General features: G+C 66.6%; 14 protein-coding genes and 2 rRNA genes. 10 read left to right on the plus strand and 6 right to left on the minus strand.

Going from position 1 to position 16319, the window contains the following annotated elements:
- Both ON19_RS43275 and rrf read left to right on the plus strand, forming a co-directional pair.
- Positions 1 to 128: ribosomal RNA gene (locus ON19_RS43275) — 23S ribosomal RNA — on the plus strand; the annotation flags it as partial.
- A 133-nt stretch (positions 129 to 261) separates the two neighbouring features.
- A 5S ribosomal RNA gene (gene rrf / locus ON19_RS11825) occupies positions 262 to 378 on the plus strand.
- A 123-nt stretch (positions 379 to 501) separates the two neighbouring features.
- Here the strand turns inward: rrf and ON19_RS11830 are convergent.
- Positions 502 to 1374, minus strand: coding sequence for a helix-turn-helix domain-containing protein (locus ON19_RS11830; RefSeq protein ID WP_043690166.1), 873 nt, complete (start codon positions 1372 to 1374; stop codon positions 502 to 504).
- A 98-nt stretch (positions 1375 to 1472) separates the two neighbouring features.
- Here ON19_RS11830 and ON19_RS11835 point away from each other — a divergent pair, with 98 nt between their 5' ends.
- Both ON19_RS11835 and ON19_RS11840 read left to right on the plus strand, forming a co-directional pair.
- The gene (locus ON19_RS11835; RefSeq protein ID WP_043690169.1) at positions 1473 to 2264 is read left to right on the plus strand and encodes an SDR family oxidoreductase; all 792 of its coding nucleotides are present in this window, start codon (positions 1473 to 1475) and stop codon (positions 2262 to 2264) included.
- A gap of 1 nt (position 2265) precedes the next feature.
- Complete coding sequence (locus ON19_RS11840; protein ID WP_043690170.1) at positions 2266 to 3342, plus strand: NAD(P)H-dependent amine dehydrogenase family protein; 1077 nt, start codon at positions 2266 to 2268, stop codon at positions 3340 to 3342.
- A 543-nt stretch (positions 3343 to 3885) separates the two neighbouring features.
- On the opposite strand, the gene ON19_RS11845 is transcribed toward ON19_RS11840, so the two are convergent.
- Together ON19_RS11845 and ON19_RS11850 are read right to left on the minus strand one after the other, a co-directional pair.
- Complete coding sequence (locus ON19_RS11845; RefSeq protein ID WP_043690298.1) at positions 3886 to 4938, minus strand: aminotransferase class V-fold PLP-dependent enzyme; 1053 nt, start codon at positions 4936 to 4938, stop codon at positions 3886 to 3888.
- Positions 4939 to 5022: 84 nt separating this feature from the next.
- Positions 5023 to 5499: a nuclear transport factor 2 family protein gene (locus ON19_RS11850; RefSeq protein ID WP_043690171.1), complete on the minus strand. Its 477-nt coding sequence runs from the start codon at positions 5497 to 5499 to the stop codon at positions 5023 to 5025.
- 160 nt (positions 5500 to 5659) lie between these two features.
- Here ON19_RS11850 and ON19_RS11855 point away from each other — a divergent pair, with 160 nt between their 5' ends.
- From ON19_RS11855 to ON19_RS11875, 4 genes are all read left to right on the plus strand, one after another.
- The gene (locus ON19_RS11855) at positions 5660 to 5920 is read left to right on the plus strand and encodes a three-helix bundle dimerization domain-containing protein (protein ID WP_051168767.1); all 261 of its coding nucleotides are present in this window, start codon (positions 5660 to 5662) and stop codon (positions 5918 to 5920) included.
- 160 nt (positions 5921 to 6080) lie between these two features.
- Positions 6081 to 6920 (plus strand): IclR family transcriptional regulator, encoded by an 840-nt coding sequence (locus ON19_RS11860; RefSeq protein WP_043690173.1) that lies wholly within the window; start codon positions 6081 to 6083, stop codon positions 6918 to 6920.
- A 994-nt stretch (positions 6921 to 7914) separates the two neighbouring features.
- Positions 7915 to 9024, plus strand: a complete 1110-nt coding sequence (locus ON19_RS11870) for a site-specific integrase (RefSeq protein ID WP_051168768.1) — start codon at positions 7915 to 7917, stop codon at positions 9022 to 9024.
- Between the two features lie 122 nt (positions 9025 to 9146).
- Positions 9147 to 10478 (plus strand): hypothetical protein, encoded by a 1332-nt coding sequence (locus ON19_RS11875; protein ID WP_157229675.1) that lies wholly within the window; start codon positions 9147 to 9149, stop codon positions 10476 to 10478.
- 641 nt (positions 10479 to 11119) lie between these two features.
- On the opposite strand, the gene ON19_RS41790 is transcribed toward ON19_RS11875, so the two are convergent.
- Positions 11120 to 11413 (minus strand): hypothetical protein, encoded by a 294-nt coding sequence (locus ON19_RS41790; protein WP_157229676.1) that lies wholly within the window; start codon positions 11411 to 11413, stop codon positions 11120 to 11122.
- Positions 11414 to 11965: 552 nt separating this feature from the next.
- Between ON19_RS41790 and ON19_RS11880 the strand changes: the two genes are divergently transcribed.
- Positions 11966 to 12376, plus strand: coding sequence for a helix-turn-helix domain-containing protein (locus tag ON19_RS11880; RefSeq protein WP_218006397.1), 411 nt, complete (start codon positions 11966 to 11968; stop codon positions 12374 to 12376).
- Here the strand turns inward: ON19_RS11880 and ON19_RS11885 are convergent.
- Together ON19_RS11885 and ON19_RS11890 are read right to left on the minus strand one after the other, a co-directional pair.
- Entirely contained in the window at positions 12357 to 13319 is a 963-nt protein-coding gene (locus ON19_RS11885) for an NAD(P)-dependent alcohol dehydrogenase (RefSeq protein WP_255218377.1), read from the minus strand. The genes ON19_RS11880 and ON19_RS11885 overlap by 20 nt on opposite strands.
- Positions 13320 to 13467: 148 nt before the next feature.
- Entirely contained in the window at positions 13468 to 14664 is a 1197-nt protein-coding gene (locus tag ON19_RS11890; protein WP_051168771.1) for a cytochrome P450 family protein, read from the minus strand.
- Between the two features lie 445 nt (positions 14665 to 15109).
- Here ON19_RS11890 and ON19_RS11895 point away from each other — a divergent pair, with 445 nt between their 5' ends.
- Positions 15110 to 16042, plus strand: coding sequence for an AraC family transcriptional regulator ligand-binding domain-containing protein (locus ON19_RS11895; RefSeq protein WP_157229677.1), 933 nt, complete (start codon positions 15110 to 15112; stop codon positions 16040 to 16042).
- Positions 16043 to 16319 lie beyond the last annotated feature (277 nt).

A 16319-nucleotide genomic window follows, 5' to 3' on the forward strand; every position in this document is an offset into this window, starting at 1 on the left:
CTAAGATGAGGTTTCTCACCACCTTGAGTGGTTAAGGCCCCCCACAGACCATGGGGTTGATAGGTCGGAACTGGAAGCACGGTAACGTGTGGAGGTGACCGGTACTAATCGGCCGAGGACTTACCAACAAAGGTTGCTACGCGTCCACTGTGCGGTATCTGAAACAACACACAGACCGCCCACCCCCTCCCACGGGGTTCCTATCGTTGAGATAGGGATTCGGTGGGGTGGGTGTGGGGGGTGTGGATAGTTTCATAGAGTTACGGCGGCCATAGCGGTAGGGAAACGCCCGGTCCCATTCCGAACCCGGAAGCTAAGCCTGCCAGCGCCGATGGTACTGCACTCGACAGGGTGTGGGAGAGTAGGACACCGCCGGAACATTCTTTGCGATAGGGGACCCAGATTCTGGGTCCCCTATCCGCGTTTGAGCACCCCACAGGCTCCGAAAGGCCCCCGACGACCGTCGGGGGCCTTTCGTCGTTTATCCGGAAATTACATTCCTTACCGATCAATGGCGAGCGCGTTCGTCAATTCATGTGCCGCGTTGCGCGTCGCGTCCACGAAATCCTCGCGTTCGGCTCGCGTCGTCGCGGAACGCAACGGTCCCAGCTGCACTTCGTAAGCCGCGGTGCCGCTCGCGTCGAAAACCGGCGCCGCCAGATAACTCAGCGGCAATATCTCCTCCGAATCCAGCTCTGTCCGGGTGAAGGGCCGTGACGTGAGCGCGGCGAGCTGGCGAAGCGCGCGCGTGCGCAGACGAGGTTGCAGCAGTTCGGATCCCACCGCGCCGAGCAGATCGGCGAGCAGGTCGACCATCCCCGCGTCGTCGGCGCGTGGCCGGAAGACAGCCACCCCGCGATCGCGTACCAGCGCGAGTAGCGCACCGGCCATCCGTTGGTCGTCTTCGGTGGCGGTGCGCAGCCAGGTGTTCTGCTCGCTCGCCGGACGCCACGGCATGACGCTGGCACCGGCTGGGAACTGGAGGGGAATGCGATGCCCCACCGGGATTCCGGGAACGACGCGGTCGCCGCCGTGCCGCACGTCGAGCACCGTGAGCCGGTCGGGTTCGATGCGGCTGAACGTGGCACCGTAGCCGGTCCGGGCAGCCAGGCCGGCGAGGAGGTCGCCGACGCCGTGCGGGAGGGCGGCACCGTGCAGCCCGGCCAGCGCGGGCCCGATGACGTAGCCGCGGGCCGGGTCGCGGGCCACCCAACCGGCCGCATCCAGCTCGGCCAGGATCGCGGTCGCGGTCGCGCGGGCGATACCGAGACGTTCGGCGATGCCCGCGACGCTGATCGGCTCACCGGAGGTCGCCAGCAGCGAGACGATATCGATGACGCGACGCGTCGGTGGCGACGCGGATCGGTCCGGCATGGCGGCAACCCCTTGTCCCGGCTCGGGTGAGCGACTTACGATGACGAATATTAGATCACAGCCCTGTCGAATATTCGTCATCAGCGTAGGGAGCGCGAATGATTCTGGACCGGTTCCGAATCGATGATCAGGTCGCCATAGTCACCGGCGCGGGCCGCGGCCTGGGCGCGGCCATCGCGGTCGCGTTCGCGGAGGCGGGCGCGGACGTCGTCATCGCCGCACGGACGGAGAGCCAGCTCGAGGAGGTCGCCGAGCGGGTCGCCGCCGCCGGGCGACAGGCCCACGTGGTGCCGGCAGACCTGAGCGACGCCGCTGCCACGGCGGCCCTCGCCGCGTCGGCGGTCGAACGCTTCGGGCGGCTGGACATCGTGGTGAACAACGTAGGCGGCGCACTGCCGTGCCCGCTGCTGGACACGACGCCGCAAGCGCTGGCGCAGGCATTCGACTTCAACGTCGTCAATGCGCACGCCCTGGTCAGGGCCGCGGTTCCGCACATGCTCGAAACCGCAGGAGGCGGTTCGATTCTGAACATCACCTCCACGATGGGGCGGCTGCCCGGCCGTGCGTTCGCGGCATACGGCACCGCCAAGGCTGCTCTCGCTCACTACACCAAGCTCGCCGCCCTCGACTTGAATCCGCGCATCCGGGTGAACGCGATCGCGCCCGGCTCGATCCTGACCTCCGCGCTGGAGATCGTCGCGAGCAATGACGCCATGCGCACGGAATTGGAGACCAAGACACCGCTGCATCGCATCGGCGAACCCGAAGACATCGCCGCCGCCGCGCTCTATCTGGTGTCGCCCGCGGGAAAGTACCTCACCGGCAAGATTCTCGAGCCCGACGGCGGCTTGATCATCCCGAACCTCGACCTCCCGATCCCGGATCTGTGACATGACATATCGCGTAGTGCAGTGGGGCACCGGCAACGTGGGCAGGCATGCCCTGGCCGGCGTCATCGCCCATCCCGAACTGGAACTGACCGGCGTGTGGGTGTCCGGTCCCGCCAAGAGCGGCACGGACGCCGGAACCCTCGCGGGGCTCGATCATCCGGTCGGCGTCACCGCCACGACCGACGCCGACGCACTGCTCGCGTCGCGCCCGGACTGCGTCGTCTACTGCTCGATGACCGACAACCGGCTGTTCGAAGCCGTGCAGGATCTGCAGCGCATCCTGGCCGCCGGGATCAATGTCGTCGCTTGCGCACCGGTGTTCTTCCAGTACCCCTACGGCGTGCTGCCCGACGAGCTGCTGAAGCCGGTGCAGGAGGCGGCCGCGCAAGGCAATTCGTCGCTGTGGGTGAACGGCATCGACCCCGGTTTCGCCAACGACCTGCTCCCGCTCGCGCTCGCCGGGACCTGTCTGCGGGTCGACCAGGTGCGCTGTCTGGAGATCGTGGACTACGCCAGCTACGACAACCGTGCGGTCATGTTCGACATCATGGGCTTCGGCAAGCCCGTCGACGAGATCCCCATGCTGTTGCAGCCCGGCGTGCTGTCGCTGGCCTGGGGTGGCACGGTCCGTCAGCTCGCGGCCGGGATCGGTGTCACCCTCGATGCCGTCACGCAGTCCTACGAGCGCATCCCCGCGCCGGAGTCGTTCGACATCGCGACCGGCCACATCGCCGAGGGAACCGCGGCGGCATTGCGGTTCGAAGTTCGGGGCATGGTCGGGGACGTGCCGGTCACGGTGCTCGAGCACGTGACCCGGCTGCGCCCCGACCTGTGCCCGGACTGGCCGCAGCCGGCGCACCCCGAGGGCTCCTACCGGGTCGAGATCACCGGCGAGCCCGATTACGCGCTGGATCTGGTGACCTCGAGCCGCAATGGGGATCACAACTACGCGACGGTCCTGGCGACCGGCCTGCGCATCGTCAACGCCGTCCCCGCTGTGGTCGCCGCCCCCGCCGGAATTCTCACCGCGCTGGATCTCCCACTGATCACCGCTCCCGCACACCGCCCTGGTCGGTGATCGCGGGTATCCGGGCTTCCCTGGTTGCCGACCGATCATGCGGCCATGCGGTTACGCGCGGGGGGCTATTCGGCATGCGGCGGGGACAGCACTGCTCGAGGCTTCGGCGGGCTTCGCACTGCGGTGCGACTCTGAGCCCTCGACCGGCACTGCGGCCGCGCGGCTCCGCAGGCGTGCCGCGTCATGGGGCCCGTCTGGTCTTTGACGGGCGGGGTCGCACGCGGCCGCCGTTCGGGGAATATTCAACTCGGTGGTGCTCGTCCCGCACTGCGGCCCTGGGTCCTTGACCGGCGGTGAGGTCGCGCGGCTCCGCAGGCGTGCGGCGTCATCGGGCCCGTCTGTTCCTTGACGGGCCGGGGCGCACTCGGATGCCGCTCGGGCACTGTCCGGCATGCGGCCAGGGCAGCGCCCGCTCGATGTTCGGTGGGGTCGGCGCTCCGGCCCTGAGCCCTTGACCGGCAGTGCGGTCAACTAGCCCGTGGCGTGCCGCGCATCAGGCCCGCTGGAGCCCGGTGCGGCCGGGCGGCACGCGGCCGCCACGGGCTAACCGGCGCGCAGCACCGACAGTGCCCGCTCGACGTCGTCGGCGCTGTTGTAGAGGTGGAACGCGAACCGCAACCCGCCGCCACGTGCCGAGGCGACCACTTCGGCCTCCGCGAGCCGGGCGGCCAAGTCCGCCGCGCCGGGCACGGAGACGATGGGCGAGCGCGCTTCGACGGGCTCGAAGCCGAGGTCGCGCAGGCCGTCGCGGAAGCGGTCGGCGAGTTCGAGGTCGTGCGCGCCGATCTTGTCGACGGTGAGTTCCTCGATCAGCGACAGTCCGGCCGAGGCCGCCACGACGCCGAGCCAATCGGGTGTCGTGTCGAACCGCCGTGCCGTCGCGGGCAGCGCGACCGGGCGGTAGAGCTCGGCCCAGCGGTCTTCGGCGGCGTACCAGCTGGAGCCGACCGGGCGCAGCTGCGGGACGAGGTCGCGCGCAGTGGCGAGGAACGCGACGCTGCGCGCGCCGATCAGCCATTTGAAGGTGGCGCAGACCCAGTAGTCCGCCTCGGCGAAGCGCAGTGGCAGCCAGCCCGCGGCCTGGGTGGCGTCCACGAGCAGGCGCGCATCGTTGGCCCGGGTGACCGCGCGCAACTCGGCCAGATCGGTGACGCGGCCGTCCGCGGATTGGACCACGCTCACAGCGACCAGCGCGGTCTCCGGTCGCACGTGCGCGGCCAGCTCGTGCAAGGGCACGAAGCGCACGACGAGGTCGCCACGGTACACGAAAGGCATGGAGACGGAAGAGAATTCGCCTTCCGGCAGCAGGACCTCCGCGCCGGGCGGCAGTGCGGTGGCCACGGGGCCGATGAGGCCGGCGACACCACTGCCGAGCGCGATGTCGTCGGCGGTCGCGCCATCGAGCAGCCGGGCGAACCCGGCACGCAGGTCGGGTACCAGGCGATCGACCTCGGATGTCGGCGCACCGCGGCCGGACGCCCAGCTCGCACTCGCGTCGCGCACCGCGGCCAGGGCACGGGCGGACGGCAGCCCGAAGGAGGCGGTGTTCAGGTAGGTGGTTTCGGGAGTGAATTCATCAGGCGCTAGGGAGGGCATGTTCGCAGCATCCACCGGGCGGCGCCGGGCAGTCCAGCGCCACCGGGCCGATAGTGGACCGATTTCGCGTCGGGCGCTGGGCGGTCATTTCTCCGGCGCCCACATATTGGACAGCAATTGGAAGCTGGGCGTGTCCGCCAGCGACTGCATGGATTCGTAGATGCGGCGATAGCCGGTGGAGGTGATGCGCCATTTGCCGTCGGCGTCGCGGCGGTAGGTGTCGGTGTAGTAACCGGCCCCCCGGATCAGCACGCCGTATTCGGTGGCGATCACGGTGTCCTCGAATGCCCAAGATCCCGTGGCCGTTCGGCCGTCGACATCGATCTCCGGATGGTTGGCGATGTGCACCGAGACGATCGAGGGGCCGAGGTTCTCCCGCATGAACGCGGTGATGGCGTCGCGGCCGTCCAGGTGCAGCGGCTCGCCCATCGCGTGGGTGCCGTAGCGTCCTTCCGCGTCGACGGCGAGGGTGTCGGCGAACGCGTCCCAGTCTTTGAGATCGAGGCTCCGGAAGTAGCGGTACTTCAGCCGGCGGACGGCTTCGATGGCGTCGAGATCCATCTGTCGAGCCTGGCACGCGCCGCCTTCCAGGACAAGAACGTGTTCTATTTCAGTCCGGGGTGTCGAACCGGCCCGACCGGGTACCCCACCGTCGGGCGTTATCGTGCGGCTACGACAGCGCCCGAGGTACCGATCTCGTCACGACCAAGGGAACCTTGCGATGACCGACCGTCCTGCCACCCATGACCCGAACCAGCAGACCCCCCTCGACCAGGAACTCGCCCTGAAAGCGGCCGCGCAGCGCTTGGAGGACGAATTCGACGGCGTCGTCAGCGAGGCCGCGATCGAGGATCACCTGCACTCGTCGTACGACCATTTCGCCGACCACGCCACCATCGTGAACTACTTGCCGCTGCTGGCCGAGCGGTACACCCGCGAGTGGCTGTTCACCGTCGCGGATTCCGCGTCCGGATCCGCCTAGCGGCTGGATCGGGCCGTCATCTGCGAACACAGGCGCCGTCGGCGCGTGAGCCGCTCGCAGGCCCGCGCGCTCGGCGGCGGCGCGTCGAAATGATCAGTGAATTACCCCTGTACGAGAGGATTGCTCCTAAGCTCTACGCGAGCATGCGTGGAGGTTGGCAATGACGGTCGAGGTGATGACCGATTTCGAGCCCGGGGAGTGGTGGACCGGCTCAGGATCGGCGGCACGGCCGGGCCAGCCGCCGGTGTCGATGATCGAGCGGATGACGCTGATACTGGAAGCTTTCGACGGCGCGACGCCGACGTTGACGCTCGTCGAACTCGCCGAGCGCACCGGATTGCCGCGGTCCACCGTGCACCGTATCCTTGATCAGCTGATCCGGCTGCGCTGGCTCGCCCACGCGCCGGGCGGCTACCGGCTCGGACTGCGCACGCTGGAGCTGGGCGGACTCGCGGCCGAGCACAACGAGATTCGGGACGCGGTGAGTCCGCTGCTGCACGACCTGCACCAGCAGACCGGCATGGTCGGTCACCTCGGTGTTCTGGACGGGCACGACGTGCTGTACCTGGACAAAGTCGGAGGCCGGTGCGCCGCGACCGTACCCACCCGGCTCGGCGGCCGGATGCCCGCCCACAGCACGGCACTGGGCAAGGCGCTGCTGGCCACGCTGGAGCCGAGCATCGTGGAAGCGTCCTTCCGGGATCGCCTGCCGCAGCTGACCGCACGGACCCTTGCCGACCGTGCCGAACTGCATCGCGAACTGAGTCGCATCCGTAACCGCCAGGGTGTCGCCGTCGACAACGAGGAGTCGGTGACGGGCATCGCGTGTGTGGCTGTGCCGATTCGGGGTCGCGGTGCCGCGGTGGCCGCCGTGTCGCTGTCGGGCCGGGTCGGTGCCGACCGAGCGGTGCTGGACACCGCGCGGCTGGCCCGCGCGCTGGCCGAGGTGGCGCAGGAGGCGGGCCGGAACCTTTTCCCTCGGCACGCGCGCAGACATTGACGGGCCGCACGATCCGGTCGGGCCGCAGCCGCGCCGGATCATTTCCGATCGGCCGGTGCCTGCCTACCGTGTCGGTCTCGCCAGACTTCCGACCTCGACATCGGCGATCTGGTCGAAGATGTCGGTCTGGCGCGAGCGCCACTCGCTGGATGTGACGTGGTCGATCGGAGCCTCATCCAGCGGAACTCGCGAACGATGCAGAAATGCTTGGCCATTCAGCGGGGAGCCGGAGGCGATGGCAGAGGGAACTCCGTGGCGAATGCGGCGATCGAAGTCCACCGCGTCGGCCCATTCGTCTGGCCGATGTCCCGCAATTCGCGCCAGCGGCCGTTGCTATGAGTTAGATAACCGTCTTGTTCAACGATGCGTCGGTCCGCTCGAACAGCGTTGTCGTGCAGCGCCGCAACCTTTTCAACCCGAAGACCCGAACAGGCCGATCCCTGCCGCCTCGATGACCGCACCCGGCTGCGGGGAATGCGGCGGCCCAATCGAGCCCAGCACCTCCCCACGCGGCGGTCGCCCGCGCCAATACTGCCTGACCTGCCGACCGTCGAAGACAGCCGAACGCAGAACCGAAGGCCCCAACGGCCACCGCGACGACTCGTGTGCCCAGTGCGGCACACCACTCGAACGCAGCGCACGGAAGGCCGGACGACCCCGCATCTACTGCGACGGCTGCCGCGGCCGCCGGTTCCGAACACCCCGATCTCGCCAGCGCGACGAGGTCCGGCCCACCGACCCTTGCGGCGATCGAGCCGCCCAGGCCGCCGCCCCGGAGACATACCGCGACCGTCAATGCGCCCAATGCGGTGCGCCGATCGACCACAGCGGCCAGCGGAGGGGGCGGCCCCGCATCTACTGCGACGCCTGTTATGGCCGCCAGGTTCACACACGCCAACGTCGGCCCCGTCCGCTCGTCGGCCTCCGGTTCGCCGAGATCTTCGGCGAACCAACCGACCGAGCCGGGCAAGAAGTCCTGGAACGACTGTTCGATATGGCCCATATCGGCGGCTGGAGCGTCGAAACGCTGAGACGCAAGGGCGATCAGTTGCGGCGCGTATTGGCGGCCACTGGTGAAGAAAAGCCGATCCGGCTCAGCCAGGTCCGCGCCGAACTGGGCAACATCTGGCAGTCCCGGATCGTGGCCCGGCTGCTCGATCAGTGTGGTCTGCTGGTCGATGACACCGAGTCACCGACACGTCAGTGGGTCGACCGCCGAACTGCAACTCTCCCAGCGGGATTCCGTGACGACGTCCGGGCCTGGTTGCTGGTGCTTCACGAAGGCGAGGAACGGGCGCGACCTCGGGCGGAGGCGACGTTGCACGCCTACTTCAGCCGGGCACACCCGCCATTGACCGAGTGGGCGAGCACCCGATCGCACCTGCGCGAGATCACCCAGGCAGACGTGTCCGCAGTGCTGAACCGGCTCACCGGGCACAAGCGAATCGGAACGTTTGTCGCGCTGCGCTCGCTGTTCCAGTTCGCCGAACGGCACCACTTGATCTTCGTTGACCCCACCCGTCGCCTGCGGGTCGGCACGGCGCCGTCGCGCGTGCTCTTGCCGATGACCGACGATCAGGTGGACGCGGTGACCGCCATGGCCGTGACGCCGATGCAGCGCGTCATTGTCGGTCTGGTCGCGGTCTATGCTGTCCGAGCGAACCCGCTGCGGAATCTCGTGCTCGATGACGTTGACCTGTCGCGCCGGCGGATCCGGATCGGCGGGACCGTTCACCAGCTCACCGAGTTCACCCACGACGTCCTGACCGACTGGCTGACCTACCGGCAACACCGATGGCCGGGCACCTTGAACCCGCACGTGATCGTCTCTACCGACTCCGTTTTCGGAACTTCCCCGGTCACCGATCACCACTTGACTTGGCATCTGGGCCTACTCGGCGTCGAGCTCGAGCGCATCCGGGGTGATCGTGTTCTCCAGGAAGCCTTGTCGACGAACGCTGACCCCTGCACCTGTCGATCACGTTCGGACTCAGTGACCGGACTGCGGTCGACTTCGCGATGCTCGCCCACCAGCTCATGGTGGTTATGCCACCGAATTCCGACCTCGTTCATCGGTGAATTCGGAGACCGATGGTCGGGATGATCGGAGATCTTTGACGGTGAAAATTGATGTCGTTCGACCGGCGTGCCGAGGGGTGATGGAGGGAGCGCAAGGGGTTCTCGGTCGTGGCATGGGTTCTTCCAGCCTTATGGGATGGTCGGAATATGAGCGATTTCGATGTGCCTGACGCTGCGGCGACCGACTTGCCGTCGGTATTGGCGGAGCCGCCGTGGTGGCGATATCGCCGACCGCTTCGTACGGTCATCGACTCTGTTGTCTGTCATCGGGCGTTGTCATTGCGTTGGAGGGCGGGAGAGCGCCAGCAGTGGGCACAGACCCCGCTGGACGTCAGCCGCGACTGGCTCGAAGGAACGCAGGCGAACGCGGCGAGAAACGTCACCGTCTACGAGTACCAGCCCCTGTCGCCGTACGTTCTCGCACTTGCACCGCCCGACTTGGCACGCCGGCGCGTGCGTGAACCTGTTCGATGGCCGACCAACGGTGAACCAGCGGTATATCGCAGGCTGTTGGGTTTGTTCGAAGACGATGCCGCCGATTTTGTAATGGCCGCGGTGCCGCGTCGCCCGAATAGCCTGGCCAGCGTTCTCGAGCCGGTCGACGGCACCGCGGTGTCGATCTTCATGGCGCGCTGGCTGTATTCAGCGAACCGGCGACGCACGGTCGCGCTGCGTTGGTTCGACCGCCACCTCGACGGCGCCGCACTCGATCTGATAGCCATCGCGCTCGGTCGAACGGGTCGCGACCATTTCCGCGCCGCAGCCGCCCTTCGAGTCTTGGCCGAGGCCGGATACCGCGATGCCCTGACTAATGCAGCAGATCGCCTTGATCCGCGTGCTCCGGCGGGAGTCGCGGCGATCCTGGATACCGACCCCAGGCTTCTCTTACCGAAACGAATCCCCAAGCCGAGCCGTTGGATCGTACTCGATCGGCTGCCGCGGATACTACTGCACCACAGACGCTCCGCCCTGCCGTCACAAGCTGTCATCGACCTGATCACAATGCTCATGATGTGTAGGCCGGGCCGCGACTACGCCGGTGTACAGGATGTGATCAACGCGGTGGACCCCGCATCGTCGGTAGCGTTCGCGCGCGCACTCCTCGACGGTTGGGTTGAAGCAGAGTATCCCATCGGCGATTATTGGGTGCTACACGCCCAGACTGTTCATGGCTGCGGCCTCTCCGTGCAGGAAAGACAGCGGTTCATCGCCGCGAGCCAGCAGTGGCAGAGAATCCGTCGCGCCCACACAGTTCGTCGAGAACTCCAGGCCGTGCCGGAGATCGAAGCACGGGCCCGGGCAGTGCGGGACCGGGGTGTGCCCTGGTACAACCCGTACCGCCGGCTGGCACATCTCCTGGAACTTGCCGACGATTCCGACCGGAAGCATCCGCGCACCGCGACCGAGATCACCACGTCGAAATTTGCCGATACGGATAACTCCCGGCCGGCACCGACGCCAACATCCACCGACAGGTGACGTCACAGATCCCCGATAGAACCATCATGGAGACCTCAGCGGAAGAACCCGTTCGCCTCCCCGGCGGCTGAGCTCGCCGGGCTCCAGCTCCTCCTCAGCCTCGTTCGAGTCCGCAGTTCGCTGGAACCGGACGCCTTTCGTGCTGCCACAGCACGAACCCGGATCGGTTCCCGCTGAACAGGCTTCGCGCACACTGAACACGCACGGATCGAATGGGCAAGTTATTGCGAATATTCGGTAACGATTGGCGGCAGCAGGCGCTGTAACTACAGATCAACCCATCATTCGGGTGGCGAGATCTTGGCATGATCTGCCGCTTCGAGGCTGTCTCGTGCCGTTCAGCTGGATGCTGCGGTCGGCAACACAATATGTTGGGCATCGAGGTATCCGAGGTCGATGAGCCGGGTGCGGAGCGTGCGGGCCGAGCCCGGGCGGCTGAATGCGGGCACAGACGCGGTGCCGGCGGCTCGGTGGGTATGGCCGGTTCCGCCGCAGGGGCGGTCACGATGGGCGCCAACTCACGGCCGCAATCGCCGCCACCTCCTGCCACCGATACCAGTCGTAACGAAAGACCTGCCTGCGCAGGTTTTCGCCGCGGGAAATCGGTGCCGGGTCATCCGGAATCCGTAGCGCGTTGGGCCCTACCAACCGCCCCGCCAGCACGCTTCGGACGAGTGGTTCGGATGGACACCGAGCGCACGCAGGTCGTCGTCGCAATAGGCCCACCCCTCGCCCAGATAGTTACCTGCCGCTTTCGTGCACGCGTCGCGGGATCTTTCTCCGACGTTGTAGCCCACATGGCCGAGGTACCACGTGCAATCGGCGGTCGCAGCCTCAGCAGGGCCTGCGATGCCGAAGGCATACACCGATGCCGATGCGGCAGCGGCGGACACGACGGCAATTCGAAGGCTGTTCTTTCGCATCGTCTTTCGCATCGAATCTTTCCGTTCTCTAGAGGTTCCGCACCGGCACGCGGCCCAGGCAACTTCGGCTGACCGCGCGACGATGTCAGCAAATAGATGTGATACTGCGATGGAGGCCACGGCGGCTAGTCGCCGAGAGCTTGGATCGAGTCCAGCATGCGGAAGGATTCGGGAGGTGTCCTCAGACAATCGCGCACCGTGCTTGTCCATTCGCGCAGAACACCGTTGCCGCGATTCGCCGGGAGATACGCCGGAGACGGCGGCGAATCCCGCCGAGCCGTTCACCCCCGGACAGCGGCACGACGGACTGCTGGATCCGGCGAGAGCAGGGCCGGAACGCCGCACGTCGTTCTGTCCGACCGAATTCGTCTGTAGCACAATGGGAGAAGGAAACGGTCGCGAGGGGGTAGCGATGCTGTTGCGGGAGTTCGACATAACAAGCCTGGCACGACGAGATCAGTTCGACGGCTGACCGAACTGACCGCCCGTGCCGAGGAATTCACATCCGCGCAGATTCCCACACTCGCCTCGGTCCCCCTCGAGTTGCTCGCCGCCACCCTCGCGGTGCCATTGCAGGCGCACGACAAGCTCACGCCGCAGGCGCGTCGCCGCGCGCTACGCACCCAGATTCACGAGTTCATCGACCACCATCTCGACGATCCCGCTCTTACGCCTCGACAGATAGCCCTGGCACATCACATCTCACTGCGCACGCTCCAGAAATTGTTCGCCGACGCCGACACCACCCCGGCCGCCTGGATACGCCGACGCCGCCTTCAACGCTGCCACCGCGACCTGACCGACGCACGCCTGGCCTCCCATCCGATACACACCATCGCTCGCCGGTGGGGATTCTCCGACGCCGCCCACTTCAGCCGCTTGTTCCACCGCATCTACGGGCGAACTCCCAGCGACTACCGCTACAGCGGTTCCCGCGCGAATGAACAACTCTCGTTCACACAGGAGATTTTCTAGTTGCACGTGCAGTGTCGCGTTCTCGAGCAATCTCGACCACCACTTTGCCGAGGGCGTGTCCCTCGCCGACATGTGCCAGTGCCTCGGACACCTCGTCGAGTGCAAAACGGCGGTCGATGTGGATGTCGACGTGCCCGGCGGCATGCCGTTCGGCGAGCGGGGTGAAATGCGCCGGCCCCAGCTTCACCGCGAGGACCCCCACGCGGCGGCCGGTCGTCATCCCGATGAGTGCACCGACCGTCACAACGCGCAGCAACGCCCGCGTGGTCCCTCCGACACAGCGGTACCGACCGCCGCGAACGAGCGCCCTGCGATACGCGAATACCGAACGGTGCGCGACGAGGTCGAGCACGAGGTCGTAGGGTCCGGCTCGGGTGAAGTCCTGAGCGCGATAGTCGATCACCTCGTCCGCCCCGAGGCAGCGCATGAACTCCAGTTTGGAGACGTTATCCACCCCGGTCACGTGGGCTCCGGCACTCTTGGCGAGTTGGATCGCAAACGATCCTGAGCCGCCACCCGCACCGTTGATCAGGACCGACTTCCCGGGACCGGCACCGGCACCGGCTGTCCCCTGCAGCGCGATCGCGGCGGCCTGCGGCAGCGTCGACGCCTCGGCGAATGTCAGCGACTCCGGCTCGAGTGCCAGAGCGGACTCGGAAGCCACGGCGTACTCGGCGAAACCTCCCTTGAGGTCGAGATTGTCACCATAGACCTCGTCGCCGGGCCGGAACCGGGTGACGCCAGAGCCGACGGCCTCGACCCGCCCGGCGATATCGGACCCGAGAACCTGCCGCGCAGGCGACCGCAACCCGCCGATGCGTGCATACAACGGTGTCCCCTGTAAGCACTCCCAGTCCGAAATGTTGACCGATGTGGCGTGAACCCGGACAAGTACCTGCCTCTGCCCAGGTGATGGTATTGCGACCTCGGCGATCGACAGCACCTCCGGCCCACCGTAGCGGTCGTAGACGACGGCCTTCACGTTGTTCCACCGTCTGGCATCGTCGGGCAGCCTGGCATGTCATCGAGCCTAGGCGACTGGCTGATCGAGTGCGGTGCTGGTCATCTTTGCCCTCTGTGAACATCCATTCTCAGTACAGGTGCAGCGGAGCGGAGGGGGGAAAGGTGACCGGCAGAGCCGCCAGGGCCCGGTGGAAAGGACCGGGCCGCCAGGTCGGTGCGCCGGCCGGTATGGCCGGCCGCATTTCGGGTAGCGCATCGAGAAGCTGATCGATGGCGTATTGAGCGACCAGATAGGCGAGCGATTGCGCGGGGCAGGCGTGGGGGCCGACGCCCCACGCCAGGTGCGAGCGATTGCCCGTGTGATCTTCGGTCCGGATCGCGGGGTCGTTGTTGCAGCCGGCCATGCTGATGAGGATCGGTTGATGCGCGGGCAGCCAGACGTCGTCGATGAGGATCGGCTGACGCGGGTAGGTGGTGAGGAAGTTCGCCAGCGGCGGGTCGTTGAACAAGACCTCGTCCAGGGCGTCGCGGGTGGACAGGGTCCCGCCCAGGACACTTTCGCCGAAGCGGTCGTCGGTGAGGATCAGCAGCAAGGTGTTGGCGATCAGGTTCTGCTGGAATTCGATCCCGGCGCCGTAGTGGCCCGCCACTTGATGGACCATCTCCTGTTCATCGAGTCCGGCGGGCTGCCGCAGGAGGATCGAGGTGATGTCGGGACCGGGTTCGGCTTGTTTGAGCGCCACCAGTTCCAGCATCGCCTCGCTGATCATCTTGTTGCCGTTCTCGGCCTCGACGGCCTCGACGAGCGCGGCCATACCGGTGGCGACTCGCTGTCCGATCTCCGCCGGGCAGCCGAGCAGGGCATTGACGACCTCGAACGTCAGTGGGAACGCGTACTGGCTGATCAAATCGGCCGTGCCGGCCTGGCAGAAGGTGTTCACCAGCGGGATGGCGATCTCCTCCACAGTGGTGTGGAGAGCGTACAGATCCACCTCACTGATGCTGGCTGTGATGGCCTGCCGATAGCGCAGGAACTCCACTCCGGAGTTTCTACTCGCGGTGGGACGCCACTCCATGATCGGCAGGACAGGGCAGTCGGCAGGGATGTTCTTCTGCCAGGTGCGCGGATCGGCAGGGAAGCGTTCGGGATCGTTGAGGATCCGCAGCGCGGTGTCATACCCGACCACCAACGTGGCGGGCACGCCTGGCGCCAGCTCTACTGGTGCCAAAGAGCCGTACCGGTTGCGCATTTCGCGGTAGGCGTGGTGCGGGTCGGCGGCGAACTCCGGCGAGTACAGCGGCACCCTCGGACCGTCGAAAGCCATCGGCGCGCCATGGACGATCGGACAGGATGGGGCATGGGGCGGGAGCGGGGGAAGATTCCGATGCGGCAATCGTTGTCCTAACTGCTTGCTTCCGACGGGTCTTCGCTCGTGCTGGGTGAATGAGGACCGACTGCGATCGCCAGCAGTGGTGACGGAGGTTGTCAACCCGACGATGGTGACATCACATCGGGCTGAACGAAAAGTGCTGTTCGTGCCAGCAGGCAAGCGAACCGCGCCAATATCTCCCCACCGATGTGCTCGGTGTCGCGTTCGACCGCTGCACCAGGAGTGGTGCTCGATGCTGTGGCCGCGGTGCTCGACTATCCTCCGAGGAGCGTCGCCGATCGGGGCGTGCCGGCCATGCCCGTTCGTTCTGATTAGGTGTTCGCAATTGGATACGGTGGACAACGTTTCGTTCTCGAAATTCATCTTGGACAATGCCGGTTTGGTTGGATCGTCGCGGCGGCAGCTGGCTCGAGCGGCGGATCTGCCGGAGTGGGTGTTGGCGAGCAGTGACACCATGGTGCCCAGCAATAGCCAGTTGCATCTGTGGGAACTGGTCGAGCACGAGCTGGACGATCCGCATGTAGCGTTGCGCGTCGGGCAGATGAACACGTTGGGGTGCTTCGGTTTGCACGACTACTTGTTCAGCACGGCGCCGACCCTCGGCGAAGGACTGGCACTCTCCGAGCAGCATGCGAGCCTCGTCACCACCAATGTCGGATTCGCAGTGTCAGACGAGTCCCAGGACGAGGCGAATGCGGATGTCCGGTTGCTCAACGGTCATGGACGCGGACGTCAACTGGCCACGCAGTTCGCACTCGCAGCCGTCGTGGCCCGGGCGCGATACGCCACCGGACGGGATCTGCATCCGGTCCGGATCCGCTTCCGGCAGCGCGCGCCACGGCGACACAACCGCTTCATCGAGGCGTTCGGCACCCGTCGGGTCGATTTCGGTGCGCCGACAGACCAGATCACCTTCCGTACAGTCGATCTGGCGATGCCGCTGCGAACAGCCGACCTCGCACTGGCCGACATCTTGCGCCGGTGCGCGGCAGCTCTGCCGCCACCGCGCCGCGTCGACACCACATGGTCCAGTCAGGTGCACCATGCACTGACCGCGATGCTGGGCGACGGCCGAGTGACCATCGATCGCGCCGCGCGGTACATGGCGACAAGCAGGCGCAGTCTGCAGCGACGGCTTGCCGACGAGGGGACCACCTGGACTCGCGAACTCGACCGCGCACGCAGCGCGCTGGCGGAACACCGCTCCCATACCAGCCCGGACGACACCCTGACATCGTTGGCCAGGCGTCTCGGCTACTCCGATCCCGGCACGCTCCGTCGAGCCCAGCAGAGATGGGCCACTCGGACATGACGATGGCGGATGTCCTCGCGTAGCAGGGGCACCGCGCGCCAACCACACTGCGAACCGCGCCATGTTGTGCGCCTACCACGCGATCGAGAGCCGCGCGTATTGGCAGGTGGCAGTGGTGATCCGCCGGAATGTCCGCACCCACGGACTCCCGTTACCCGACGCGCGGGCAACGCGGGGGGCGAATGTGCTGCCGCATACTTGCCATCCACCAGGTAGCTGTGAAGCGTGATGAGTCGAGGAAGGCGATGGCGTGGGCGAGGCATCGACAAGCGGTCCA

It is taken from the genome of Nocardia abscessus NBRC 100374 (genome assembly GCF_000308455.1).
Taxonomy (GTDB): domain Bacteria; phylum Actinomycetota; class Actinomycetes; order Mycobacteriales; family Mycobacteriaceae; genus Nocardia; species Nocardia abscessus.